The organism is Fusobacteriaceae bacterium (assembly GCA_031272775.1).
GTDB lineage: Bacteria > Fusobacteriota > Fusobacteriia > Fusobacteriales > Fusobacteriaceae > JAISST01.
In genome coordinates this window covers 21,777-44,533 of record JAISTB010000002.1, presented here as the reverse complement: position 1 = coordinate 44,533, position 22,757 = coordinate 21,777, and the positions used below count along the sequence as shown (strand labels likewise).

Below are 22,757 nucleotides of genomic sequence, written 5' to 3'. Positions count from 1 at the left end.
CGGCAAACGTTAATCGGACGGTGATCTTATTAAAGGCGTTGTCACAAACAAAGTGCAGGGGTTCTATTATGTCCAATCGGAGGGCAGGCTTTATGAGTGCCGACTCCGGGGGATTTTGAAACGCAGCGAAAAACGCGATAACTGCGTTGTTGGGGATATCGTGGAGTTTTCCCCCGAGGGGACCATCGACGCCATCGAAGAACGCCGGAACTTTTTGGGACGACCCCTTGTGGCCAACATCGACTATATCCTGATCCAGTTCGCGGTCAAAAATCCCGATCTTGATTTTGAAAAACTGAACATTCTGCTGCTCAACAGCTTTTATTACGGGATTTCCCCGATTATCCTGATCAACAAAATTGATCTTTTGTCCAAAAATGAATTGCAGACAATTCAAAAAAAATTACAATTTTTGGAAGATCTCAAAATTCAAGTATTTTATATCTCGAGAGACTGGAATATCGGCATAGAAGACGTACGACAGTATATCAAAGGGGCCACCAGCGCCTTCGGCGGTCCCAGCGGCGTCGGGAAATCCAGCGTAGTCAACGTGCTCCAGAGCCATGTGCATATGGAGACCGGCGAAACGAGCCGGAAGCTGACCGGCCGTCATACCACCAAAGAGACGCGCCTGATTCCCTTTGATGTCAACGGCTTTATCATCGATACGCCTGGATTTTCCTCCGTGGACATTCCCGATATTGAAAATTCCGATGTCCTGATCTCGCTGTTCCCGGAATTCCTGCGGACCGAACAATCCTGCCGCTTCCTCAATTGCCGGCATATGGACGAGCCCGGCTGCGCGGTCAAAAAGCTCGTCGAAGCGGGAAAGATTTCCGATATGCGTTATGAATTTTACCGGAAGGTCTTTCAAAAGCTCTCCCGGACGAGGTGGAACAAACATGAAAAATAAAATTCGCGTCGCGCCTTCCATACTGGCGGCCGATATTCTGCGATTCGGCGACGAGATTCGGGCCCTTGACGCCGCCGGCGCCGACGAAATCCATGTGGACATTATGGACGGCTGCTTTGTACCCAATATCACTTTCGGCGTTTCCGCGGTCCGGATGTTCCGGACGTGTACGAACCTCCCCCTGGACGTCCATTTGATGATTGTCCGGCCCGAACGTTACATCGGCGCCTTTGCTGAAGCGGGGGCCGATACCATAACCGTCCACGTGGAAGCTACGGATCATCTGCATAAAGTCGTTCAGGAGATCAAAAAAAACGGGAGAAAAGCGGGAGTATCTCTGAATCCGGCGACGTCCCTTTCCGTCCTCGATTACCTGCTGCCCGATGTGGATCTTGTCCTCTTGATGAGCGTGAATCCAGGCTTTGGCGGGCAATCCTTTCTCCCGCTGACGTTGAAAAAAATCCGCGACCTGAGGGCAGCTGCCCCGGGAATCGATATTGAAGTGGACGGCGGGATCGCCGAAACGGAGGCCGCTCAGTGCGCAAAAGCGGGAGCAAATGTCTTTGTGGCCGGGACCTATATCTTTGGCGGGGACTACGCGGAAAGAATCAAAAAATTACGGGAGGTCGCGGAGCGAACGGCTGCGGCCCCGGGGAGTGATGGATAATGGTGGATATCAATCGGATCAATGAATTACTCGAAAGTTTTTACAAAGTATTTTACCGGACCGAGGATATGGCCCTCAAACGGGGGATCAAGTCTTTGACCCATACGGAATTGCATATTATTGACGCCATCGGCAACGAGTCCGTTATGATGAACGAATTGGCCGACCGCCTCGGGATTACCATGGGCACGGCGACGGTGGCGATTTCCAAGTTGACGGAGAAAGGCTACGTCGACAGAAGTCGCTCGGACATCGACCGGCGGAAGGTCTATGTATCCCTGACCAAGACCGGTCTCGGGGCCCTTTCCTATCACAACAATTACCACAAGATGATTATGGCCAGCATCACCGAAAATATCCCTAAAGAGGAACTTGAAGTCTTCGAGCATGTCTTTGAGATTATTCTCAAATCTTTGAGAAACAAGACCGCTCATTTCAAGCCCATGGCGGTCAGTGATTTTCCCGCCGGGACCAAGGTTTCCGTTGTGGAGATCAAGGGGACGCCCATTGTCCAGAATTATTTCGCCGAACACGGCATCGAGAATTTCGCGATTTTAAAGGTGCTTCCCTCCAAGGACAAGGAAATGTTTACGCTGGAAAAAGGCGACGGCGCGGTCCTGCAGCTCAACGTGCTCGACGCCAGAAATTTGATCGGTATCGAAACGGAATAATGAGGAAAATGATGAAGTATGCTCTATCTTGACGGCTTGTCCCTGCGAAAAATCCGAAATGAGCTGGAACAATCGCTCTTGGGGACCCGGATACACAGAATAACGCGGAATACCAACAGTTCTCTCTCGCTGTTTTTCGGCAGGAGGGAACTGGTTTTTTCGTGCGACGGCGCTTTTCCCGTTCTCTACGAGGCCTCTGAAAAGGAGACCGTACTGGATCCTTCGGGAGGTTTGACCGACACGCTGCGCAAGCATTTGCCCGGGGCCGAGCTTATCTCTCTCGAGCAATTGGGCCTTGACCGCGTCTACCGCTTTCGTTTCAGACGACTGACCGAGCTCGGAGAAAGCCGCGAATACCGGATTTATTTCGAATGGATGGGCGGTCGTTCCAATTTTATCTTTACGGACAACGTCGATCAGATCATCGATCTTATGAAACGGCGCTATCTGGACGAAGAAAAGGGACGCCCGCTTTTTCCCGGGGCGCTTTATGAAAAGCCCGCCCTGGCGGGGAAAAATTCACCCTATGACGTGACGCCCGAAGATTTCGCGGCGTGGCGCAATGAGGCCGGAGACCGTCTCCCCGCCCTTCTTCGGGAAAAATTGGAAGGTATAGGGAAAAGAAGCTCCGAGCAGATCGGAAGTTATGAGGATTTGCGCCGTTTTTTGGACGCGCCGCCCGATCCAAGGATTTTTACGCGAAAGGGAACGGTTGTATTGGCGACGGTGCTGCCCCTTGCGCCCGCTCCAGGCGAGGAAATACTTACCTTCGGGAGCTACAAGGACATGATCGCCGCCTATATGGCCCGCCTCCAGCTTTCGCGGGCCTATGACGTCATGAAAAAGTATCTCCGCGGGCAGGTCGAAAAAAAGATCAAAAAAGACAGGAAAATTCTCGATATTCTGAACGCGGAAAAAGCGGAGCGGCAAGATTATGAGCGTTTTCGGGAAATGGGCGACATCCTCGCGGCAAATCTCTACCGGGTCAATAAAGGAGACGCTAATCTTAAAGCCGCGGATTTTTATCGGAACGAAGAAATTGCCATCCCGCTCGACATCAGACTCACGCCCAAGGAAAATTTAGATAAATTTTATAAGCAATATAACCGCGCCAAACGCGGTCTTGAGGCAAACATGAAACGTTTGGAGGAGATCCGCGCCGATCTGGACTGGCTGGACAGCCTGCTCTTTTTTATCGACGGCGGGGGAGACATTGAAAACCTGCGGCTGATCTATGAAGAAGCCCTGCGGCAGGGCGTCGTGCGCGACAAGGAAAACGTTTTCAACCGGAAAAACAAAAAAGCCTCCGGAAAGTCGAAGGCTGTGGGATACGGCGAGGTGATTTACAAAAACAGAAAGTTTCTCTACGGGCGGAACAATCTGGAAAACGACCGTCTGACGCTGCAAACGGCGGGTCGCGAGGACCTGTGGTTTCACGGAAAAAACGTGCCCGGCGCCCATGTGATCCTGCCGGAGACGCAGGGTCTCCCCTTCACCGAAGACGATATCGCGGCCGGTTGCCAAGTGGCCGCCTGGTTTACGGCGGTTCCCCCCGGCGGCAGGGTTTTGGTGGACTATACGAAAAAGAAATATATCCGCAAGCCCAAGGGCGGAAAACCCGGATTTGTGACCTATACGCATGAAAAGGGCGTCCTTGTCGAAAAGAAAGCCCTCGATTAAGCCTTTTTCCCCAAGTCGCTGACCTTGAGGCCCCTTGCGCGAATGGCCCGCTTCCATTGCTGGTTCGCCGTAAAGCTGTAGAGAAAGCGCGGGAGGCTCGGGGACGTATAGCGATCGTCGGCGGTCTCTTGGAGAAGTATATGCCGGGCGAGGGCCTCCAATCCCGCGAAAGTGGCTTTTCCTGGCCCTGTTGCGGCGATTTTCGCGCTGAAATACATCGGTCCTCCGCCTACGGCCAGGGCCGCTCCCCAGGGGACTCCGGCGCGAACTGCCCAGTTTTTGAGTATCGATATGGCCGTTTGGCTCTGTATGCCTTCATAGTAGCCGCAATTGGCCACGGCATAGATCAGAGGCCTTTTTTCCGGAAACGCGTTCTCCATGGACATGAGCCATGAGAGCATAGGCGCGGGGAGCCCGTCCACATAGAGCGGAAAAGCGAAGACGATACTATCGGCGGCGGCGATCGCCTTTGTTTCTTCGGCGCTGAGCTTGCCGTCTTTGAGTTTACTTACCTGGATAGCTGACGCGGCCAAAGAATCCGCCGACTCGAGCATGGCCTTCAGATAGGCCAGCAGGATGTCGGAAATTCCCGAACGACTCTTGGAACTGCCGTTGATCATCGCGATTTTCATTGGGCCTCACGCTCCTTTGCCGGAGAATTGCCGGTAAATCGCAATTCGCCGAGGGTTGCCCCCATATTGGACGCGTTGGCGGCGACCAGTTCCCGGGCGGTCTCCTCTTCTTCGGCGCTGATCCCTTCTCCGTAGAAGACCACATCGAGGATAAATTTCTTTTCATAGCGGTCCTTGTGTCGCATAAGACCGTTTTTGACCGTAAAACAGGGATGCAGATAGGGGATGGAGCGCTCGAGAATTGTCTTGACGAAGGGACTGTAACTGCCGTAAACGCAACGGCTGACGATCGTTACGCGCTCCGATTGGCCGAGCAATTGGGCCATGTCGTTATGGGCGTCGCTTAGGACGCATTTTCCCGGCGTTTTGATCCAACAGCCGTAACAGCCCACACAATGCCGGATATTTTTGTCGGGGCCGATCACCCGGTCTGCCTTGAGATCCGGAACCATGGCCTTGAGGGACCTCGCGTCCAGATCATGGATCACTAAATTCATGGTATGCCTCCCGCTGCGGGTATTTTCTGATGGGCTACCGGTTACGCCTCTTTTTCGACGGGCTTTTCCGGCGTATACTGCTTGGAATCGCCGAACCAGAAGGAATTGTCCCCTTTGTTCAGAAAGAGGAGCTTGTCCGCGAAGGTTGAGATTCCTTTGATTTCCGGCGTAATGTGGACAATCGTGATATTTTTTTCGCTGCACAGGGTCTTGAGAATCTTATAGAGCTCGTTTTTCAGCTTCGTGTTTGAGGTTGAAGAGGGGCAGTCGATGAAAAGCAGCTTGGGATCGCAGATCAAATGGCGCGCGATCTTGACTTTAAACTGCTGCCACTGGGAGAGCTTGTTGATTTTTTTGTCCTTTACATCGGTCAGATGGAGCTTTTCCAACACATCGTCGACTTTTTGCCAATGTTCGTCTGTCATACAGGCGCATTTGAGCTTGGTCAAAAGTCCGATGGCGATGACTTCCTTGGCCGAGCCGATGAAGTCTTCCCTGGCGTCCAGCGTGTTTTGCGGGATATAGGTTACTTCGTCCTTTCGGATATTGTGATACAGGATTTCCCCGGTGAGTCCCGAGGTGATGAGTCCCAGAAGGGATTTGATCAGTACGCTTTTTCCCGAGCCGCAGATCCCGCCGATGGCCAGATACTCGCCTTTGCTCAGGGAAAAATTGATATTTTCGAGTAGACGTTTTCCCTTCACCGTCAGATTGAGGTCTTTTACGCTTAATATCATTTCACTCATGATTTCACGATCCTTCTACTGATTTTGTGGACGTTTTTCGCACATTTTAAGGCATTTTCAAAAAACCGCTATAGCTTATTATAACACAAAATCCGGAAAATTTCAAGTAAAATCGGGCGGACACAGGACGCTTGCCTCTTGCAAGCGGCGAAAAACTGTGCTATAATCAAAATGGCGGATCTGCAGGCGGCCGTTTTTACGGAAACGGGCCACAGCCGCCGGGGGAGTGGAGGAAACATGCGGGAAAAGAAATTGAGCCGGGCGCTGCTGGAAAAAATCCGGCGGGACGAGCATCTCCGGGTGCTCGATTACAGCACGGGAAACGAATCGGCCATACGCCGGAAGGAAAACGGCGATCTGTCCGGAAACATACTGAAACCGGCCTTTTCCCTCGATGTGGAAAAGATCATGCACCTGCCCCATTACAACCGCTATGCCGACAAGACACAGGTTTTTTCCTTTTTTCATAACGACGACATTACGCGCCGGGCTCTGCATGTGCAGCTCGTTTCCCGTATCGCCCGGGATATGGGGCGTCTCCTCGGTTTGAATCTCGATCTGATCGAAGCGATCGCCCTCGGCCACGATATCGGGCATACGCCCTTCGGTCACGCGGGGGAAGCCATACTGAACGAGCTCTATCATCGGGAGACCGGCAGATGGTTCAACCACAACGTGCAAAGCGTGCGGGTCCTCGATACCATATTCGGCGCGAATCTGACGCTCCAGACCCTGGACGGCGTCCTCTGTCACAACGGGGCCTTGCTTTCCCGTTACGAAAATCGGAGCCAAATCAAGGATTTTGCTACATTTGACGAGACCCTTGACGAATGCGCCATGCTGGGGAAGCTGAAAATCGGGTCCCTTGCGCCCTCGACCCTCGAGGGGGCCCTGGTCCGGATCTGCGATATGCTGGCCTACGTCGGAAAAGACCGAGAAGACGCTGTAAAGGCGCATATTATTCCCGTGGAAAGGCTGTCGGAATTTACCGATGACGTGCGGGACCACGCGACGTTTTTACAGAACGTGGCCGTCGACATTGTCATACACAGCTACGGCAGAGATTACATCGGGATCGGGGAGGAAATGCTCAGTCAGTTGATCAGAATGAAGAAAGAAAACAACGAAGTGATCTATAAAAACGCTTCTATTCTCGAAAAATACGACGAAACCGTAAAGCCCATGTTTGAGGCTCTCTATGAACGCCTGCTCGATGATGTGCGGCTCAAGCGGCAAAAATCAGTTATCTTTGATCACCACGTGGACTTTGTGATGAAGAACCGGATGGACAAGGACGCCCCCGATTACAGCGGGGAGGAGCCCAACCGGATCGTTACGGATTTTATTTCCAGCATGACCGACGACTATTTTATCGCCCTCTACCGTCATCTCTTCCCGGAAGGCCCCCATCACGTGGACTATGTCTCGTATTTTCAGCGCTGAGCGGTCTTGGATCTGGCTGCGCCCTCGGGATAGCGCCGAAAACTTACGGCGTCGCCCCGGAAAAAATTGAGGTCGATATGATCTTCCTGCCCCTCGTAGCCTTTGAGCTTCGTCCGGTTGGAATACTGCCAGAATGTCCAGGGCCTGCCGTCGCTGAGTCTCGGCAGGAAGCGGATGTTCCGGATCCAGATATCGTGGTCGGGGAAAAAGCCCGCGACGTATTTGTCATAGGAGGATTTCGTGGCATAGATGACGGGCTTCATGCCGTAATGGGCCTCCAATCGGTCCGAGAGAGCTCGGAGGTTTTTCCTGACCGGGTCTGCTTCGGGTTGGTTTTTCCCGTATTCGCCGTAAAATTCGAGATCGATGGCCGGCGGGAGCATGTGTTCGATTTTTTCGACGGTGGCGATGAAGTTTTCGGCTTGCTTTTCGCCGGAGCTCTCAAAGCTGAAAAAATGATAGGCGCCGATCCGGAGCCCGGCCTTGGCGGCATTTTGCCAGTTGTTGGAAAATTGTCTGTCTCTGAAGGTACTGCCTTCCGTGGCCTTGATAAAGGCAAAGTCAATATCGGCCGAAGCGAGGACTTCCCAGTCGATGAGACCCTGATGGGACGAGACGTCGACGCCTCGCACAGGATAAAAGAAGGCAAAGGGGGAAGTAATCCACAATTTGCCGCCTTTGATGGCCAGCGTAAACAGCAGCGACGCCAGAATTCCCGCGAGGAACACGAGGCTGAGGATTTTTTTCAAGCGCATGGGTCCTCCCTGATGATCATGACTTGATTATACCAAGTTTTCACGCATATTTCCACTGTTTTTTTCACTTTATCGGATAATTCCGGCCAAAGTACAGCTCTATAGTGAAAACAAAATTACAACAGGTGCATTATTTTCTTGACGGCCGCTGATTTCCGTGATAAAATATCCTTAAGAAACAAAGATGTACGCGGAGGGAACAGGATGTCCGGAAAATTTTCCAGGATTCGGATACGCGAAAGAAAAGGCTTTTGCCTGCTTTTTTGCGTTCTTTTGCCGTTGCTCGCCCAGGCGAGAGAACCCGCGTTCAAGTCCTTTTTCAGTTTTTACCGTTCGGCACCCAAAGCGCAAGCGCCCGTAAAAGAAGAATCCCCGATTGAGATCGCCCGGGTCGACCTGGAAGTCGCCGGATTTACGCCGCTCGTCCTGCAACAGGAAGTATTGAAGGAAAGCGATAAGGTCAAGAAAGCCCTGATGGAAGCGGCCAAAACAGAAACAGCCGCGGCCAAAGCCATTGCGACCGCGCAACAGACCACGGCGGCCGCTGACGATCCAAAAATTAAACGAAACAATACCGGCGAGACCAAAGAAGAATTGGCCAAAAAGGCCGAACTCGACAAACGGAAGTCCGAGATCAAAAACTGGATCCGTGAAGGCTTTGAGGAATCCCTCGATCTCGTGGCCCGCAGCGAGCGCGAAGAGATCGATATGGATTTTACAAACCGCTTTCTCTATTCCCCCAAGGACGCCTCACCATCGCTGACGGCTCTGAGGACGCGTCAGGAGCTCGTCAACTACGCGATGAAATTTGTCGGCAACCCCTATGTATACGGCGGAACGAGCCTGACCAACGGGACCGACTGCTCGGGATTCACGATGTCCGTATTCAAAAAATTCGGCATCAGCCTGCCCCGGACATCCCGCGACCAGGCCTTGGGCGGCCGTGAGGTTTCATTCTCCAACATGAAGCCCGGCGACCTGCTTTTCTACACCCGCGGCAAGAGCATCGGTCATGTGGCCGTCTATATCGGCGACGGCAAAGTGGTGCACGCGAGCACCAAAAAGACCGGAATCCGGGTATCGAAATTCGACTACCGGAAACCTTACAAGGCGGTTAGCTATTTCAACTGATTTTTTCACGAAAACGTAAGGCGGTAACCCCGCCTTTTTTCATACCTTGCGTTTAATCATAGAAATATTATATGATTACCATATATGAAATATATGGAACACAAGTTCATGCTTTTGACACTATCTCAATTGTGACTTGAATTCATGCATATTTGAGTATAAGCTACAAAATCTGTATCTGATCAGCGACTCCCGTAAAAATGCCTTTGCAAAAAATTATGTCAAATTTTTTCCTTTACAAAACGCTCAAAAAGTGGTACAAATTCAGTAATAGGGAAACCTATTCATAGAAGTTCAAGTTTTTTAAGGAGGAGAAATGACGAAAAAAGAATTTGTGAGTTTGTTCGCCGAAAAGGGCGGATACACAAAAAAGGACGCTGAAAAAGCTATTAACATCTTCCTGGACTCCGTTGAAAGCGTTTTGGTCAAAGGTAATTCCGTAACTTTTGTCGGCTGGGGCAAATGGGAAGTTGTAAAGCGGGCAGCCAGGGAAGTAGTTAATCCTCAAACAAAGAAACGGATGAAGATCAAGGCCAAGAAAGCCGTCAAATTCAAGATCGGAAAGACATTGGCCGAGAAAGTCAAGAAAGCCTGAGTACTTCACCACCATTCTACGGACAACATTAACCGATAATATCGAGCAGAAGAACATCTGGGGCTTCGTAAGCGAAGCTGGAAATCAATGAATGTAAAAATAAAGACCTTCATTCCACTTGAAGGTCTTTATTATTTTGTCCGCAAATGAACACCTGGTTGACATATCTTGAACGCCGGAGATTTTGTATCGAAAATATTGGTTTTGCGATATAAATGTAAATCATATTTCTCCTGTTGAAATTTCAACAACTGAAGTGGATAATCGCCCAATCTGTTGCTTTTTCTTCTGTAAAAGCCATTTTACGCCCCTCACAATTTTGATTCCCGCAAAGATTTTAAAGTAAAGCGGCTTGATGATCAAAACGCCATCGAGAATTTGCTTGACTTTTTTCCGAAAATGCGGTATACTGGTTTAGTCAAATAAAGTACAAAATTACTGGAACGGAGAAACTGCTATGCTGAATAACGTAATTTTCATCCTCGGGGGACTGAAATTGATCGGCGCGCTCTACGCGATAACGATCATTTTTTCTGTACCCCTCGGAATTCTTTTCGCCCTCGGCGAGATTTCAAGACGCCGGACCTTATCGAAACTGATTCAGACCTATACCTGGATCTTTCGAGGCACGCCGCTGCTGCTGCAACTGTTTTTCGCCTACTACGGACTGCCGGTTTTTGGCATTGTCCTTTCGCCCTTCGCCGCGGCCTGCATCACCTTTGTGATCAATTACGCGGCCTATTTCTGCGAGATCTTCCGGGGCAGCATCCTGGGCATAGGCCCCGGCCAATATGAGGCCGCCAAGGTGCTCGGCATGTCCTATGCCCAGACCATGTGGCGCATTGTCCTGCCCCAGGCCATGATAACTGCCCTTCCGCCTCTTTCCAACGAGGGGATCAGCCTGATCAAGGACGTGTCCCTCGTATCGGTCATCAGCATGCACGACATCCTGCGAAACGCACGGGAGGTCTTTGCCCGGGAATTTACGATCACGCCCTTCATCATCTGCGGGATCATTTATCTCGCCCTTTCGACGATCGTCGTCCTGCTGTTCAAAAAATTGGAAAAAAAGGTGAATTTTTAAATGGACATCATCCGCATACTGGACTTATACAAGCGCTTTGACGCCGAGTTCATCCTGAAGAACATCAATCTCGACATTGGTGAAGGCGAGGCCATCGGTATTGTCGGAAAATCAGGCGGCGGGAAATCCACGCTGCTGCGCTGCATCATCGGTCTTGAGACCGTGACTTCCGGCGTCATCGAGACGCCCCCCAAGGGGAAAATGGGCATGGTTTTCCAGAGTTTCAACCTTTTTCCGCACAAGACGGCGCTTCAGAATGTGATGGAATCCCTGATTGTCGTCGATAAAACCGCGAAAAAGGAAGCGCGCGAAGTGGCCATGGATCTCTTGAACAAAGTCGGTCTGGCTGATCGCTGTGATTACCATCCGAAGGCCCTTTCGGGCGGACAGCAACAACGGGTGGCCATCGCCAGGGCGCTCGCCCGAAATCCGCAAGTGCTGCTCTTTGACGAGCCCACTTCGGCCCTTGATCCCGATATGGTCCAGGAAGTCCTATCGGTCATCGAGGAAATCCGCAACAGCCAGAAGCTCACGATGCTCATTGTGAGCCACGAGATGAAGTTTATCAACCAGATTTCCGACCGCATCGTGGTCATGGAAAACGGCGCTATCAAAGATATTGTTACCCAAATCGATAGTTAAATCAATTGATAAAGGAGGAAACATGAAAAAATTTTTACTGTTACTGACGCTGCTCCTGACGCTGGCGGCAAGCCTGTGGGCGGCCGACGGTTCCCTGGAGAAGGTAAAGAAGGACGGGAAGTTTATCGTCGGGATTGACGACACGTTCGCCCCCTTCGGTTTCAAAGACGAAAAGGGCGTCATTGTGGGATTTGACATCGACCTTGCCAATGAAGTGGCCAAACGCATGGGCGTCAAGGCGGAATTCAAGTCCTGTGACTGGGACGGCATCATTCTTGAACTCAAGGCCGGCAAGATCGACATGGTCTGGAACGGCATGACGATTACCCCCGCCAGGGCCGCGCAGGTCAGCTTCAGCAAGGCTTACCACAACGACGGACAGGTGATTTTTTCCCGGAAAGAGAAACAATACCTGACCAGCGGCGAACTGAAGGGCAAAGTCGTGGGCGTGCAGCTGGGGAGTTCCAGCGCCACGGCCGTGGAGTCCCATCCCATTGTCAAGGAATTCAAAGAATTGCGCAAATACGGCACAAACGCCGAGGCTTTGCTGGATCTTGAGGCCGGGCGGCTCGACGCCGTCGTCATGGACGAGAGCGCCGGACGCTTCCACAACGCGAAGAAGAACCTCCTCGTGTACTCGGCGGAGTCCTTCGCCAATGAGGAAGACGGCATCGCCTTCCGGAACGAAGACGTCTCCCTGCGGGAAGAGGTCGACAAGCACATGGACGCCATGAAGGCCGACGGGACCTTTAAAGCCATTGAGGCCAAGTGGCTCGGCGAATAAGCTGATAAGTAGTAAAATATGAAATAAAGCAAAAGGACGGTCTCTTGGCCGTCCTTTTTATAAAAAATCGTTGTTTTCAGTTGGTGCAGGGGAAGAGACTCGAACTCTCACTGACTTCGTCAACAAGACCCTCAACCTTGCGCGTCTACCATTCCGCCACCCCTGCATTTTCGTGGTGTTTTGCTTATTCTTTTTTTTCGCCCGGAACATCCCGTCCCGGATATTTCTTATTGAGGGCGAGCAACCTCGCGTAAGTCTCCCTGTCCATGATTCCCGACAGGCCATCGGGATAAAAATGACTCTGGAAGGCGTAAATCACGCTTTTGGTCCGCTCATCGGCCTTGTCGGTCAAATCGACCGCGTAGCCGTATCGATACAGCTCCCGCTTGTATTGCAGAGCCGTTACCTTGGCAAATTGTTCTTCGGTATATGCGTTCAAAAATTCATTTTTGTCTTTTTCATCGTACCAGGCGCCGAGACCGTATTCCCGGTAAAGAGCTTCCCAGGGAAATGTGGGCCCGGGGTCCATCTTGCGACCCGGAGAGATATCCGAATGGCCGAGGATGAATTTCGGGTTGATCTGATGCCTCTTGACGAGGGCCAACAGCAACCAGGCCGTTTTTTTGATCTGATGTCCCGCATAGGGCAGATAGGTCCTGCCGCTCATGCCCCGGTTGACGATCTCTATGCCCAGCGAGGTGTCGTTGAGGTTCGTCCTCCCGTAAAAGGCGCTTTGCCCAGCATGCCAGGCCCTCTCGGACTCGTCGGCCAGCTTGAAGACCGCTTCGTCGGCCACATCGGACACGAGATAGTGCGAACTGACCTGGGCTCTGGTCAGGGCCCGCTTGCTCGTCTCGTTTCCCGCCGCCGTGTAGTGAATGATCAGGAATTTAATCCTCTCGTCCTTTGCCCGGGCGCGCCAGCTTTCGCTGTCGATGGCAAGAGCCGCTTCCCCGTCCCAAATCGGCAGGTACCCTTCAAATACCGACGGATTGCCGTAGAGATCCAGCAGATTGTCAGCGGTTTTGGCGATACTTACGCAACTATAGCCGCTGAGCCATAAGAGACAGATCAGGGGAAACATCAATTTTAGGGATTTCGATTTTTTCATCTTCTGCCGCTTCGTCTGATTTCCCGCCGTTCATCGGATTTCTTTTTCCGGAATCCGATGTGGGCTCGGTGTCCCCTCGGGTAATAGATCAACTGATCAAAGGAAAGCCTTGAATTCGCGATTTTGTTGAATTCCCGCTGCGGGTTTTCCGGATCGAGATAGAAATCCACAGCCAATCCGTCCCCATGGGCCGAAGTATCCGATCCGCCGACGGCGTCATTGACTCTGCGCGAGCGATACCAGCTCGTGACGACGATCGGTCTGCCCAGGAGATCCCGGACATCGTCCATCCGCTTTGCGGTGCGTTCGATATTTTTCCGGACGCTTCTCTTTTTCGGGTAATTGATCAGGTTGTGTTTCTTCGCGTAGTCGCTGTGAACGGCTTCCGCAAAGGTGAAGTATTTGGAAATCCGCTGATCCGGCGCCTTACCGCCCCTGAAAGCCGTGCAGGCGGTCAGGAGTACAAGGCAACAGGCCAGACAGATTTGCTTTTGAAGTTTCGGCAATGGTTCTCCTTTTGCTCTTTAACGGTCGGCATTCCGCAATTTCCCATTGATACAAGCCCGCGCCCGATAGAGCAGGACGCCGCAGGCAACCGCCACGTTGAGCGATTCGGCCTGACCGTACATCGGAATTTTCACGCGAATGTCGGCGCTTTGAAGAAGCTCCTCCGATACGCCCGATCCCTCGTTTCCGAGGATAAGCGCGACTTTGCCGGAGTAATCGACTTCATCATAGTCGACGGCCTCCGGGGAAATGGCGGTAGCCATGAGTTTGTATCCCTTTGATTTCAGTGTTTCAGCAATCGAAGCCCGGTCCATCCGGCGGAAGCGAATCCGGAAGATGGATCCCATGGTGCTTCTGATGACCTTTTCGTTGTAAATGTCCACACAGTCTTCGCTGAGCAGAACGTCCTCGAATCCCGTCGCGTCCAATGTCCGGAGGATGGTCCCGAGATTTCCGGGATCACCGACGCCGTCCAGAACGACACAGAAGTCCGACAGCGGGCTATTTTCCTCGGGTATATCCAGATAAGGATAGACCAAGAGGGGTCCGTAGGCGTTTTCGAGGGAACTGATCCGGGCGTATATCGCGTCCGGAACCGTGAAGATTCGGTCCGCAAGGGATTCCAGACGCTTCGTCCGCGCGTCGCTCAAACACAGGCTTTCGCCGCAAAAGGCCGCCCTGATCCTGTGCCCAAAGTCCAGAAACTTTGCGCCTTCCGCGAGAAACAAACGTTCTTGGTCGCGGTATTTCTTCAGTTTCAGGCGGTTTACGAGCTTGATCCACGCGTTTTGACGACTTGCGATCTGTTCCATGTTCTCTCCGCGTTCTTATGTCCACAAGTAGTATATCGCAAAATTCAAAAAAAAGCAAAAACTATTTTCATTTTTTCAATTTTTTTTTTTTTTATGCGCCAAGATTTACGGAAAATCAGATCCCTCGAACTTTTATGAAAATTCCGTTTACTTTCGGGTCCAAATAGTTTATAATATAGCTGGATGACGTGGATCACGTATGTCCAGACTGGATTTCATTTCTTTGGAAATGTGATTTATAAAAGGAGGCGGGAATGGCAAAAAAACTTGTTTATCTTTTTTTATTGGTTCTGACATTGGCTTCATGCGGCGAAAAGAAGGCTCTTGAGGAAAAAAAGCTCTTTATTTACAACTGGGCGGAGTATATTCCGACGGAAGTCTACGCGGCCTTTGAAAAAGAGACCGGAATCAAGATCGTCGAAGATACCTATTCGACCAATGAGGAGCTTTTCACGAAACTGAAGGCCGGCGGCGACGGATACGATATCGTGGTTCCTTCGGCCGATTATTACGAAATTATGATCAAGGAAAATATGCTGGAAAAACTGGATAAGTCCAAAATTTCCACGATTAAGAATATAGATCCCGGCATCATGGCCAAAATGCAGGATTTTGATCCTGGGAACGATTACGGCGTGCCCTATGTGATCGGCCCCACCGTGATTGCCATCAATACCAAATACGTTAAAGACTGGCCCGATGACTACTCGATCTTTGAGCGGGAGGATTTGCGCGGAAAAATGACGCTCCTCGATGACATGCGGGAGGTTATGACCTCGGCTTTGGCCATGGAGGGCTATCCCCAGACCGTCAGTGACGAGGCTGCAATCGCAAAAGCCGCCGAGCGCGTGAAGCTCTGGAAGAAAAATATCGCCAAGTTTGACTCGGAATCCTTCGGAAAGGGCTATGCTACCGGGGAATTTTGGGTTGTACAGGGCTATATCGACAACATCACGCGGGAGCTGGACGAGGAGACAGCGGCCAATACCAAATACCTGTTGCCCTCAAAAGGCGGCGTCGCCTATATCGATTCCTTTGTGATCCTGAAAAAAGCGCCCCATAAGGACGCTGCCCACAAGTTTATCGAATTCATCCACCGACCGGAGATTTACGCGCAGATCGCCGACTATCTCAGCTGTCCGTCGCTCAATGTCCCGGCCCGTGAAAAAATGGAAACGACGCCGGTATTCACCATTGAGGAGATTCAAAAGGCGCAAATTTTGCGAGACATCAACGAAACCCTGGAATTGCAGAACAAATACTGGCAACAGATCATGTTGTAATCAAAGGCAGCGCGCTGCCTTCAATGCTGAAGGAGGGAACATGAAGTTTTCCATCAAAAGAGAGAGCCTGATCACCATATTGGGCGAATTCTCCAACATTCTGCGGGAGACGCCCGTAAAGCCCATTGTGGCCGGCGTACAGATCAAGGCGGAGAAAAATACCATCACATTTATCGGGACAAACCTCGAGGTGGATTTGATTCGTAAGGCCCCCGGCTTTGTGGAACAGGAGGGCAGTATCGTCATCAAACCCGCCATGCTCCTGGAATATGTCAAACTCCTCGAAGAAGAGGACGTGGAGTTCGCCCTGAGCGATTCCAATCTCCATGTACAAAACGCCGTATTTTCCACTCTTTATGACGAGAATTTCCCGATCATCAGCGAACCTAAAGGAAACATCGCCTTTCGGATCAAGGGTCGAGACTTGGCCCGCTATTTTGAAAAAACGAAGTTCGCGGCCTCCCAGTCGACTGAGAATCCCGCGATTAACTGTCTTAGGCTCGTATTGCGGGCTGACGAACTGAATCTTGTGTCGACGGACTCCTATCGTCTGCTTTATTTGCGCGCCCCTGTGAGCTCCGTCCTCGAAAAGGAAATCTCGATCCCCATGGATTCCGTCAATATCCTCTGCAAGATGCTGAAGGACTCCGATGAAGAAGTAGAATTCGGCTTTCTTGGCGAATTGTTGCTGGTGCTCTGGCAGGACGCCTGTTTTATCAGCCGGACCATTGCCATGCCTTTTCCCGATTATAAGTTTATTCTGGAAAACGCCCAGCACGACAAGAAGATGGAGTTTAACCGGGATGAGCTGAAGAGCGCCCTCAGACGCGTCATCACCATTGCCCGGACCAGCATCGACGCCAAATTCGGCGCGGTCTTTGATTTCCGGGGCAAGATGGCTATGATCAACGCCTTTTCCGGACGCGCCCGGATCAACCAGAAAGTCAACATGATGAAGACCGGCGAGGATTTCAAGGCTTCCCTCAATTGCAAGTTCTTTTCGGAATATCTCGACAACATCACGGACAATCCTATAGTAAACGGTAAGAATCAATCGTCGATGTTTGAAATCTCCGAAAACGGCAGTCAGGATTACCGCTATATCTTGATGCCATTGCAAATGCCCAGAGGGAAAGAGGATTAGTCGAAGTACAATAGTATTTTTGTCTGTGTACATATCCTGACCACAACAACATATTATTAACATTTATGTACATGATTTTACGTCTAATTTTGAAAAATTCGCAATAACAATAACAACATAAAACTATTATTCGCCCAAAAAGAAGCTGATTCAGAATTTATAACTATTACAAAGATGTAGTTGTATAATAATTTCTGCATGTAAAGACCGATAATTATTTATACAAGCTTGCATATGTGTACAAATACGAATAAATTTTCACGTTTAATGTTGAGAAGAACATGTCGACTGAAGGCAACAAAAACTTATTGTACTATGCTCAAAAATCAAATCTTGGCAAAAACAATTATTGTACACATATGTATAGACACAATAATAAGATTTCTATTCGGATCTAAACAGATTATAAAAAAATGTTCTATGCGGAAAGGACTTTCCTGATTTCTTCGTTATTGGTACATCAATAAAAATAAAAAACCGGCTTGGCTGTCGGTCTTTTATTTCAGGGGTTCTTCTGGAGTTATTGAGATTTGTTGACGACACAGTTTCTGCAGAGCTTTGGAAAGTTCCTTCTCATCGAGGATTTTGCGATAGAGCCCGATGAGCCAGTTCAATTCGTTGTCATTGATATCGAGGGCTTTCTTCGTAAAATCGGACAGTAGGCGAATCTCCTGGGGGAGCAGCACAGGCCGGCCGGCCCGGTTCAGTTCTTCGATGGTTCCTTTTCCGTCAAAATAGCTGATGATTTTCTTCCAATTGCTCAGGACATCGGTTTTTCTTAAGAGAAGGATGGATTTGAAATCCAGCTCAGGCGTTTTTTCATAGCCGTTTCTGCGCAGTAAGGCCTTTGCTTCGGGATCGCTTTCCGTATCCTTCAGCAGTTCGCCCGCTTTACGGAAGTACATGATTTTGGGCAGTCGTTTGTTCCGATGTAGGGAATGCAGGTATTTAGAGAGCGGCAACAGTCTGACCGCGCCGTAAAACTCCATGGCATAGGTATTGAAGGTATGACCTTCAGGGATCGTACCCGCTTCAATATGATCCAGCATTTTATTGATCACCGGCAAATCCAATTTCGTATCGGACATCTTTTCACCTCAGATTCAGAATATCATAAAATACGGTTTATTTCAAGTGTTTTCCTAAAAAGTCCGATAATTTATTAGAGGTTAAAATGGAAATACAAAATTATAGGGGTGGCTTGACCGCCACAAGAAAAAAGCGCGGCGACCGGGATCAGGGCGCCCAGCTATTTGAAATATACAAATCCGAAAAGACACTGAAAGATTACCAGTACAATCTGGAGAAATTTTTGCAATTTGTCTATGAAGGGGAATCGAGAATTTCCGGTAACGAGTTGGTTCCCTTGATGGTCAATGTGTCTGTGTCCGATGCGGAAGAGTATATTGTGTACTTGTTGCAAAAGCGAAAACTGAAAAAAACCTCTGTCAATACAATTTTGTCTGCCTTGAAAAGTCTCTTCAAAGAGCTTGAACATCTTGAAGGCGTTACAGACGCCGGTTATACCAATCCTTTTCGAGGAATCAAACTTTTTAAAACGCAAAGAGACCTTACCCGTATATTAAAAATTTCTAAAGATGACATTAAAACAATTATCGGACTTTATAAAGTGGGGACTCATCTAGACTATAGAAACATGGTCATTCTGGTCACGCTTTATTATACCGGCATGCGCAGCTCGGAACTTTTGCAACTGAAGGGCAAACATATCCTGTCCAGAGACGGCAACCTGTACCTCGTTTTGGAAAAGACGAAAAGCGGCAGGGAACAATATAAGCCTTTGCACCCGGAGCTGGTAAGCCTGCTGACTGAGTATCAGGATTACGTGACGACATTAAGCGGGATATCCGCCGAGGAACTTCGGGAACGATATCTCTTTTCCGCTTCCGACGACCACCTGAAGCCGCTCTCTTATCGGGCTCTCTATGACATCATCCACCATATGGGCCAAGCGATCGCTAAAGACATCAGCCCCCACAGCATCCGGCATTCCGTGGCGACCGAGCTCTCTCTGAACGGCGCCGATCTGATTGAGATACGGGATTTCCTCGGTCACGCCGATACAAAAGTAACGGAAGTCTACGTGAACGCCAGGAATTTGATTGAGAAGAAGACCCTCGAAAAGATTCCCGAGTTAAATTCAAATTCTGAATGAGGTTTTACAAGACCGTAATTATACTTGACTGTTTATTTGTGAAGCCGAATTTGATAGAATTATCCATGAATATTAATAAATATTATCCAAAGTAAATTTTACTCAAATTATTTTACCGCATATAATTATTATTATATGCAGATGCTTTATTCGGACATTTCTTAATAATATATTGCAAACTTTTTTTTAAATTTATCGGACCAAATATGAAAACAATCGAATTGGAAGAGAATATTGAGCGCATACTACGACGACTGCAAGCTAAGGGAAAAGGCTATATCGTCGGGGGCTATGTCCGCGACAAGCTACTGGGCATAGCGCCGGGGGACTGCGATTTTTGTACGGATCTCTCCCTCGATCAGGTGGTATCCCTGTTTCGTGACTGCTCTCCCGCCGTGGTCGGAAAAGCCTACTCGGTCGTGAAGATCACCTTAGGCGGGCAAAGCTATGATATCGCCCGTATGCGTAAGGATGTTTCCTTCACGGAGAATAGAAAAATCACCGGCGTGGAATTTGTCTCAGATATCCTTGAGGATTTGAGACGCAGAGACTTCACGGTCAACGCCATCGCCTTTGACGGCAAAAATTTTCTCTTTGGCGATCCCCTATGCGAAGCGGATATTGCCTCAAACACAATAAGATTTATCGGACCTTCTGAGAAACGGATCGAAGAAGATCCTTTGAGAATGTTGCGAGCAGTCCGAATTCTTGTGGAAAAAGGAATGGACCGCATCGATCCCAGGAGCCTCGCGGCCATCTGCGCCAACGCGGGCCGCTTAAGCCTGATTTCAAAAGAGAGAATCCGGGACGAGTTTACCCGGATTTTGTGTTCATCGAAACCGAAGACCGGCTTCCTGTATTTGATCAAGACCGGCCTGATTGAATTTATCGCGCCGGAATTACTCGAACTGCTAAGATTTGCCGAAAAGCACCCGGAAATCCGTAAAGATGTTCTCGGTCATACGCTCCTCGTTTTGGAAAAAGTACCTGAGGAACCGGTCATGAGACTGGCGGCGCTCTTTCATGACTGTGGAAAACCCGCCGCCTATTCAAACGGACCAACGGGCCCTCACTTTTACGGTCACGAACGGACAGGGGCGGAAATCGCCAAGGCCTGCCTCGAAAATCTTCGGTATTCCGGGGAAGTCATCCGCTCGGTCACAGACCTTGTCCGGGAACATCTTTCGCTTTGGCATATCCGGAGCAAAAGCGCCGCGCGCAAACTGCTCAATCGCGTTGGCGTTAAGACAAGCCTTCAATTGATCGCCCTGGCCCGGGCCGACATCACGGGCAGCTTTCCCCCCTATGATTTTTCGAAAATCGAAGAGGCCGCGCAGCTGATCCGGGAAGTTCTTTCGGATTCCGAACCTTTTTCGCTCAAAGACCTCGCGATCAACGGTCGCGATCTCAGAAGACTCGGTTTCAAAAGCGGACCGGAAATGGGTTCCGTCTTACAAAACTGTCTGGACCTTGTCCTTGAAAATCCTGAAGCAAATCAAAGGGAAAGTTTGCTGGAATACGCAATCGAACAGTTTAAAAAATTATCGGACTAAATTTCTTTTTCAGCCAGTTCCAATATTTTCGAAAGCTGATCTGGGCAGGATGTGCCCTTCTTTCCACATTCAATGCCGCGCAAGCGGGAGATGATCTCCTCGGCGCTCATGCCCTTGACGAGATTTTCAATCCCGTGAGTATTGCCGTCGCAACCTCCGACAAATTCCACCTCAGCCACGCGTCCCTGGGCGTCCAGATCAACGCCGATTTCCTTGCAACAGGTGCCTTCCGTCTTGTAAAATTTTTTCATGTTATCCCTCCATGCCCCTGTGGGCGTGCAAAATGTTTTCCTCTATCATCATAGCATGTTTTTCCTTTGGACGCAAGTCCCCGAAGATTTTTTTCGGAAAAATCGCCCGTAAATACAGATCTTTGGTTGACAGAACGCCCGATTTATGGTAGGATACATAATGTAATCGCTTCAAAAAGGGAGGCATAGATGGAATACTTGGAAGTATTGAAGGGCATCTTCATTGATGGCCAGCGATACCTGTATATTATACGGGGACTGGGGTTTTCTCTGGGTTGCACGTTGATGGCGGCCTTTATCGGGCTGATTCTGGGCGTTCTTTGCGCGCTCTTTCAATTGTCGCAATTCTATCCGCTGAAGCATGTGCGCGGCTGGGAAAAATTCAATCCTCTTGAAAAAATCGGCTTCTTTTATGTGGACGTGATCCGCGGCACCCCTGCCGTGGTCCAGTTGATGATCATGGCAAACGTCATCTTTATCGGATCTCTGCGGGACGCGCCGATCATCCTGATCGCGAGTCTTTCCTTCGGGATCAATTCCGGCGCCTATGTGGCCGAGATTATCCGAGCCGGGATCCAGGGTCTCGACAGAGGCCAGATGGAAGCCGCACGCGCTCTCGGCATGCCTTACGGGCTTTCCATGCGGGAAATCATTATCCCCCAGGCCATCAAAAAAATTCTGCCGGCTCTCGTCAGCGAATTCATCACGCTCCTCAAAGAGACCTCCATTGTGGGCTTCATCGGCGGCGTGGATCTGCTGCGCTCGGCGAACATCATCACAAGCTTGACTTATCGCGGCGTCGAGCCCTTGCTTGCCATCGGGCTCATTTATCTGATCATGACCGCCATCTTTACGAAAATCATGCGGGCCGTGGAATGGAGGATGAGAGAAAGTGACTGAACCCGCGGGCGTAAGCCCTTTGATCAAAATTACGAACCTCTACAAGGATTTCGGCGAGCTCAAAGTCCTGAAGGACATCAGCAAGGACGTGCACCGGGGCGAAATCATCGCCATCATCGGGCCGTCGGGCTCGGGGAAATCTACATTTCTGCGCTGCATCAACAAACTGGAGGAACCGACCTCCGGCCATGTTTATATCGACAATATGGACATCATGGATCCGGCCACGGACATCAACAAGCTCCGGGAGCGGGTCGGCATGGTGTTTCAGCTCTTCAATCTCTTTCCCCACAAGACCGTTCTCGAGAATCTGATGCTGGCGCCCCAGCGCTTGAAAAATCTGAGCGAGGCCGAGGCCGAAGAGATTGCCATGGGGCTTTTGAAGCGGGTCGGGCTCCTCGATAAGGTACACGAATACCCGAACCGGCTCTCGGGCGGCCAGAAACAACGTATTGCCATTGCCCGGGCTCTGGCCATGGATCCGGAAGTCATGCTCTTTGACGAACCGACCTCGGCCCTCGATCCCGAAATGATCAAGGAAGTGCTGGACGTCATGCGGGGACTGGCCAAAGACGGCATGACTATGCTTATCGTAACGCATGAAATGGGCTTTGCGAAAAATGTCGCCACAAGGGTATTCTTTATGGACGACGGCCGCATCCTCGAAGACAGTACGCCAGTCGAGCTTTTCGAGCGGCCCCGGCAGGAAAGAACCCGGGAGTTTCTCTTCAAAGTTTTGAACAAATAGAACAAAAGCCAAATTCTGAGCTCCCGAAAGGG

General features: G+C 50.1%; 25 protein-coding genes and 1 tRNA gene. 16 read left to right on the top strand and 10 right to left on the bottom strand.

Going from position 1 to position 22,757, the window contains the following annotated elements:
- Positions 1-28 precede the first annotated feature (28 nt).
- Genes rsgA through LBQ97_00310 form a run of 4 tightly spaced genes read left to right on the top strand, consistent with a single transcriptional unit; the run spans position 29 to position 3,931 of the window.
- The gene (rsgA, locus tag LBQ97_00325) at positions 29-913 is read left to right on the top strand and encodes a ribosome small subunit-dependent GTPase A (GenBank protein MDR1831168.1); all 885 of its coding nucleotides are present in this window, start codon (positions 29-31) and stop codon (positions 911-913) included.
- Positions 903-1,580 carry a ribulose-phosphate 3-epimerase gene (rpe, locus tag LBQ97_00320; GenBank protein MDR1831167.1) on the top strand — a complete coding sequence of 226 codons (678 nt, stop codon included), beginning with the start codon at positions 903-905 and terminating at the stop codon, positions 1,578-1,580. Before rsgA ends, rpe begins: the two co-directional genes overlap by 11 nt.
- Complete coding sequence (locus LBQ97_00315; GenBank protein ID MDR1831166.1) at positions 1,577-2,251, top strand: MarR family winged helix-turn-helix transcriptional regulator; 675 nt, start codon at positions 1,577-1,579, stop codon at positions 2,249-2,251. Before rpe ends, LBQ97_00315 begins: the two co-directional genes overlap by 4 nt.
- Before the next feature lie 18 nt (positions 2,252-2,269).
- On the top strand, positions 2,270-3,931 hold the full coding sequence (locus LBQ97_00310; protein MDR1831165.1) for an NFACT family protein: 1,662 nt from the start codon (positions 2,270-2,272) through the stop codon (positions 3,929-3,931).
- Here the strand turns inward: LBQ97_00310 and LBQ97_00305 are convergent.
- From LBQ97_00305 to LBQ97_00295, 3 genes are read right to left on the bottom strand one after another with little or no spacing between them, the layout of a single operon-like run.
- Positions 3,928-4,563: an NAD(P)H-dependent oxidoreductase gene (locus tag LBQ97_00305; protein ID MDR1831164.1), complete on the bottom strand. Its 636-nt coding sequence runs from the start codon at positions 4,561-4,563 to the stop codon at positions 3,928-3,930. The genes LBQ97_00310 and LBQ97_00305 overlap by 4 nt on opposite strands.
- Entirely contained in the window at positions 4,560-5,060 is a 501-nt protein-coding gene (locus LBQ97_00300) for a flavodoxin family protein (protein ID MDR1831163.1), read from the bottom strand. Before LBQ97_00300 ends, LBQ97_00305 begins: the two co-directional genes overlap by 4 nt.
- A gap of 41 nt (positions 5,061-5,101) precedes the next feature.
- Positions 5,102-5,806, bottom strand: coding sequence for an ATP-binding cassette domain-containing protein (locus LBQ97_00295; protein MDR1831162.1), 705 nt, complete (start codon positions 5,804-5,806; stop codon positions 5,102-5,104).
- Positions 5,807-5,977: 171 nt separating this feature from the next.
- Between LBQ97_00295 and LBQ97_00290 the strand changes: the two genes are divergently transcribed.
- Positions 5,978-7,249, top strand: coding sequence for an HD domain-containing protein (locus tag LBQ97_00290; GenBank protein MDR1831161.1), 1,272 nt, complete (start codon positions 5,978-5,980; stop codon positions 7,247-7,249).
- Here the strand turns inward: LBQ97_00290 and LBQ97_00285 are convergent.
- The gene (locus LBQ97_00285; GenBank protein MDR1831160.1) at positions 7,240-8,004 is read right to left on the bottom strand and encodes a glycoside hydrolase family 25 protein; all 765 of its coding nucleotides are present in this window, start codon (positions 8,002-8,004) and stop codon (positions 7,240-7,242) included. The two genes, LBQ97_00290 and LBQ97_00285, sit on opposite strands and share 10 nt — an antisense overlap.
- A gap of 204 nt (positions 8,005-8,208) precedes the next feature.
- Here LBQ97_00285 and LBQ97_00280 point away from each other — a divergent pair, with 204 nt between their 5' ends.
- The 5 genes from LBQ97_00280 (at position 8,209) to LBQ97_00260 (ending at position 12,240) form a co-directional block, all read left to right on the top strand.
- On the top strand, positions 8,209-9,135 hold the full coding sequence (locus LBQ97_00280; protein ID MDR1831159.1) for a C40 family peptidase: 927 nt from the start codon (positions 8,209-8,211) through the stop codon (positions 9,133-9,135).
- A gap of 316 nt (positions 9,136-9,451) precedes the next feature.
- On the top strand, positions 9,452-9,730 hold the full coding sequence (locus LBQ97_00275; GenBank protein ID MDR1831158.1) for an HU family DNA-binding protein: 279 nt from the start codon (positions 9,452-9,454) through the stop codon (positions 9,728-9,730).
- A 457-nt stretch (positions 9,731-10,187) separates the two neighbouring features.
- Positions 10,188-10,814 (top strand): amino acid ABC transporter permease, encoded by a 627-nt coding sequence (locus LBQ97_00270; protein ID MDR1831157.1) that lies wholly within the window; start codon positions 10,188-10,190, stop codon positions 10,812-10,814.
- Positions 10,815-11,456 carry an amino acid ABC transporter ATP-binding protein gene (locus LBQ97_00265; GenBank protein MDR1831156.1) on the top strand — a complete coding sequence of 214 codons (642 nt, stop codon included), beginning with the start codon at positions 10,815-10,817 and terminating at the stop codon, positions 11,454-11,456.
- Positions 11,457-11,478: 22 nt separating this feature from the next.
- Positions 11,479-12,240 carry an amino acid ABC transporter substrate-binding protein gene (locus LBQ97_00260; GenBank protein ID MDR1831155.1) on the top strand — a complete coding sequence of 254 codons (762 nt, stop codon included), beginning with the start codon at positions 11,479-11,481 and terminating at the stop codon, positions 12,238-12,240.
- Between the two features lie 81 nt (positions 12,241-12,321).
- On the opposite strand, the gene LBQ97_00255 is transcribed toward LBQ97_00260, so the two are convergent.
- The 4 genes from LBQ97_00255 to LBQ97_00240 all read right to left on the bottom strand — a co-directional run bounded on the left by LBQ97_00255 (position 12,322) and on the right by LBQ97_00240 (position 14,670).
- Positions 12,322-12,406 (bottom strand) — tRNA-Leu (locus tag LBQ97_00255).
- An 18-nt stretch (positions 12,407-12,424) separates the two neighbouring features.
- Positions 12,425-13,351 (bottom strand): N-acetylmuramoyl-L-alanine amidase, encoded by a 927-nt coding sequence (locus LBQ97_00250; protein MDR1831154.1) that lies wholly within the window; start codon positions 13,349-13,351, stop codon positions 12,425-12,427.
- On the bottom strand, positions 13,348-13,857 hold the full coding sequence (locus LBQ97_00245; GenBank protein MDR1831153.1) for a hypothetical protein: 510 nt from the start codon (positions 13,855-13,857) through the stop codon (positions 13,348-13,350). Before LBQ97_00245 ends, LBQ97_00250 begins: the two co-directional genes overlap by 4 nt.
- Positions 13,858-13,875: 18 nt before the next feature.
- Positions 13,876-14,670, bottom strand: coding sequence for an RNA methyltransferase (locus tag LBQ97_00240; GenBank protein ID MDR1831152.1), 795 nt, complete (start codon positions 14,668-14,670; stop codon positions 13,876-13,878).
- Between the two features lie 254 nt (positions 14,671-14,924).
- Between LBQ97_00240 and LBQ97_00235 the strand changes: the two genes are divergently transcribed.
- Complete coding sequence (locus tag LBQ97_00235) at positions 14,925-15,953, top strand: extracellular solute-binding protein (protein MDR1831151.1); 1,029 nt, start codon at positions 14,925-14,927, stop codon at positions 15,951-15,953.
- Positions 15,954-15,993: 40 nt separating this feature from the next.
- On the top strand, positions 15,994-17,097 hold the full coding sequence (dnaN, locus tag LBQ97_00230) for a DNA polymerase III subunit beta (protein MDR1831150.1): 1,104 nt from the start codon (positions 15,994-15,996) through the stop codon (positions 17,095-17,097).
- Between the two features lie 497 nt (positions 17,098-17,594).
- Here dnaN and LBQ97_00225 read toward each other — a convergent pair whose 3' ends face one another.
- Entirely contained in the window at positions 17,595-18,185 is a 591-nt protein-coding gene (locus LBQ97_00225) for a hypothetical protein (protein MDR1831149.1), read from the bottom strand.
- 86 nt (positions 18,186-18,271) lie between these two features.
- Here LBQ97_00225 and LBQ97_00220 point away from each other — a divergent pair, with 86 nt between their 5' ends.
- On the top strand, positions 18,272-19,273 hold the full coding sequence (locus LBQ97_00220; protein ID MDR1831148.1) for a tyrosine-type recombinase/integrase: 1,002 nt from the start codon (positions 18,272-18,274) through the stop codon (positions 19,271-19,273).
- Between the two features lie 206 nt (positions 19,274-19,479).
- On the top strand, positions 19,480-20,826 hold the full coding sequence (locus tag LBQ97_00215) for a CCA tRNA nucleotidyltransferase (GenBank protein ID MDR1831147.1): 1,347 nt from the start codon (positions 19,480-19,482) through the stop codon (positions 20,824-20,826).
- Here LBQ97_00215 and LBQ97_00210 read toward each other — a convergent pair.
- Positions 20,823-21,077, bottom strand: a complete 255-nt coding sequence (locus tag LBQ97_00210) for a TIGR03905 family TSCPD domain-containing protein (GenBank protein ID MDR1831146.1) — start codon at positions 21,075-21,077, stop codon at positions 20,823-20,825. The two genes, LBQ97_00215 and LBQ97_00210, sit on opposite strands and share 4 nt — an antisense overlap.
- A gap of 189 nt (positions 21,078-21,266) precedes the next feature.
- Here LBQ97_00210 and LBQ97_00205 point away from each other — a divergent pair, with 189 nt between their 5' ends.
- Together LBQ97_00205 and LBQ97_00200 are read left to right on the top strand one after the other, a co-directional pair.
- Positions 21,267-21,977 carry an amino acid ABC transporter permease gene (locus LBQ97_00205; GenBank protein ID MDR1831145.1) on the top strand — a complete coding sequence of 237 codons (711 nt, stop codon included), beginning with the start codon at positions 21,267-21,269 and terminating at the stop codon, positions 21,975-21,977.
- A 19-nt stretch (positions 21,978-21,996) separates the two neighbouring features.
- Positions 21,997-22,725, top strand: a complete 729-nt coding sequence (locus LBQ97_00200; GenBank protein ID MDR1831144.1) for an amino acid ABC transporter ATP-binding protein — start codon at positions 21,997-21,999, stop codon at positions 22,723-22,725.
- Positions 22,726-22,757: the final 32 nt, after the last annotated feature.

What these genes read in the sequence shown, in the direction of transcription:
- LBQ97_00285 (MDR1831160.1), bottom strand. Translation starts at nt 8,004, where the DNA reads ATGCGCTTGAAAAAAATCCTCAGCCTCGTGTTCCTCGCGGGAATTCTG.
- LBQ97_00275 (MDR1831158.1), top strand. Translation starts at nt 9,452, where the DNA reads ATGACGAAAAAAGAATTTGTGAGTTTGTTCGCCGAAAAGGGCGGATAC.
- LBQ97_00305 (MDR1831164.1), bottom strand. Translation starts at nt 4,563, where the DNA reads ATGAAAATCGCGATGATCAACGGCAGTTCCAAGAGTCGTTCGGGAATT.
- LBQ97_00220 (MDR1831148.1), top strand. Translation starts at nt 18,272, where the DNA reads ATGGAAATACAAAATTATAGGGGTGGCTTGACCGCCACAAGAAAAAAG.
- LBQ97_00290 (MDR1831161.1), top strand. Translation starts at nt 5,978, where the DNA reads ATGGCGGATCTGCAGGCGGCCGTTTTTACGGAAACGGGCCACAGCCGC.
- LBQ97_00215 (MDR1831147.1), top strand. Translation starts at nt 19,480, where the DNA reads ATGAAAACAATCGAATTGGAAGAGAATATTGAGCGCATACTACGACGA.
- LBQ97_00265 (MDR1831156.1), top strand. Translation starts at nt 10,815, where the DNA reads ATGGACATCATCCGCATACTGGACTTATACAAGCGCTTTGACGCCGAG.
- LBQ97_00270 (MDR1831157.1), top strand. Translation starts at nt 10,188, where the DNA reads ATGCTGAATAACGTAATTTTCATCCTCGGGGGACTGAAATTGATCGGC.
- LBQ97_00225 (MDR1831149.1), bottom strand. Translation starts at nt 18,185, where the DNA reads ATGTCCGATACGAAATTGGATTTGCCGGTGATCAATAAAATGCTGGAT.
- rpe (MDR1831167.1), top strand. Translation starts at nt 903, where the DNA reads ATGAAAAATAAAATTCGCGTCGCGCCTTCCATACTGGCGGCCGATATT.
- LBQ97_00235 (MDR1831151.1), top strand. Translation starts at nt 14,925, where the DNA reads ATGGCAAAAAAACTTGTTTATCTTTTTTTATTGGTTCTGACATTGGCT.
- LBQ97_00300 (MDR1831163.1), bottom strand. Translation starts at nt 5,060, where the DNA reads ATGAATTTAGTGATCCATGATCTGGACGCGAGGTCCCTCAAGGCCATG.
- LBQ97_00205 (MDR1831145.1), top strand. Translation starts at nt 21,267, where the DNA reads ATGGAATACTTGGAAGTATTGAAGGGCATCTTCATTGATGGCCAGCGA.
- LBQ97_00260 (MDR1831155.1), top strand. Translation starts at nt 11,479, where the DNA reads ATGAAAAAATTTTTACTGTTACTGACGCTGCTCCTGACGCTGGCGGCA.
- LBQ97_00210 (MDR1831146.1), bottom strand. Translation starts at nt 21,077, where the DNA reads ATGAAAAAATTTTACAAGACGGAAGGCACCTGTTGCAAGGAAATCGGC.
- LBQ97_00240 (MDR1831152.1), bottom strand. Translation starts at nt 14,670, where the DNA reads ATGGAACAGATCGCAAGTCGTCAAAACGCGTGGATCAAGCTCGTAAAC.
- LBQ97_00280 (MDR1831159.1), top strand. Translation starts at nt 8,209, where the DNA reads ATGTCCGGAAAATTTTCCAGGATTCGGATACGCGAAAGAAAAGGCTTT.
- LBQ97_00250 (MDR1831154.1), bottom strand. Translation starts at nt 13,351, where the DNA reads ATGAAAAAATCGAAATCCCTAAAATTGATGTTTCCCCTGATCTGTCTC.
- dnaN (MDR1831150.1), top strand. Translation starts at nt 15,994, where the DNA reads ATGAAGTTTTCCATCAAAAGAGAGAGCCTGATCACCATATTGGGCGAA.
- LBQ97_00295 (MDR1831162.1), bottom strand. Translation starts at nt 5,806, where the DNA reads ATGAGTGAAATGATATTAAGCGTAAAAGACCTCAATCTGACGGTGAAG.
- LBQ97_00310 (MDR1831165.1), top strand. Translation starts at nt 2,270, where the DNA reads ATGCTCTATCTTGACGGCTTGTCCCTGCGAAAAATCCGAAATGAGCTG.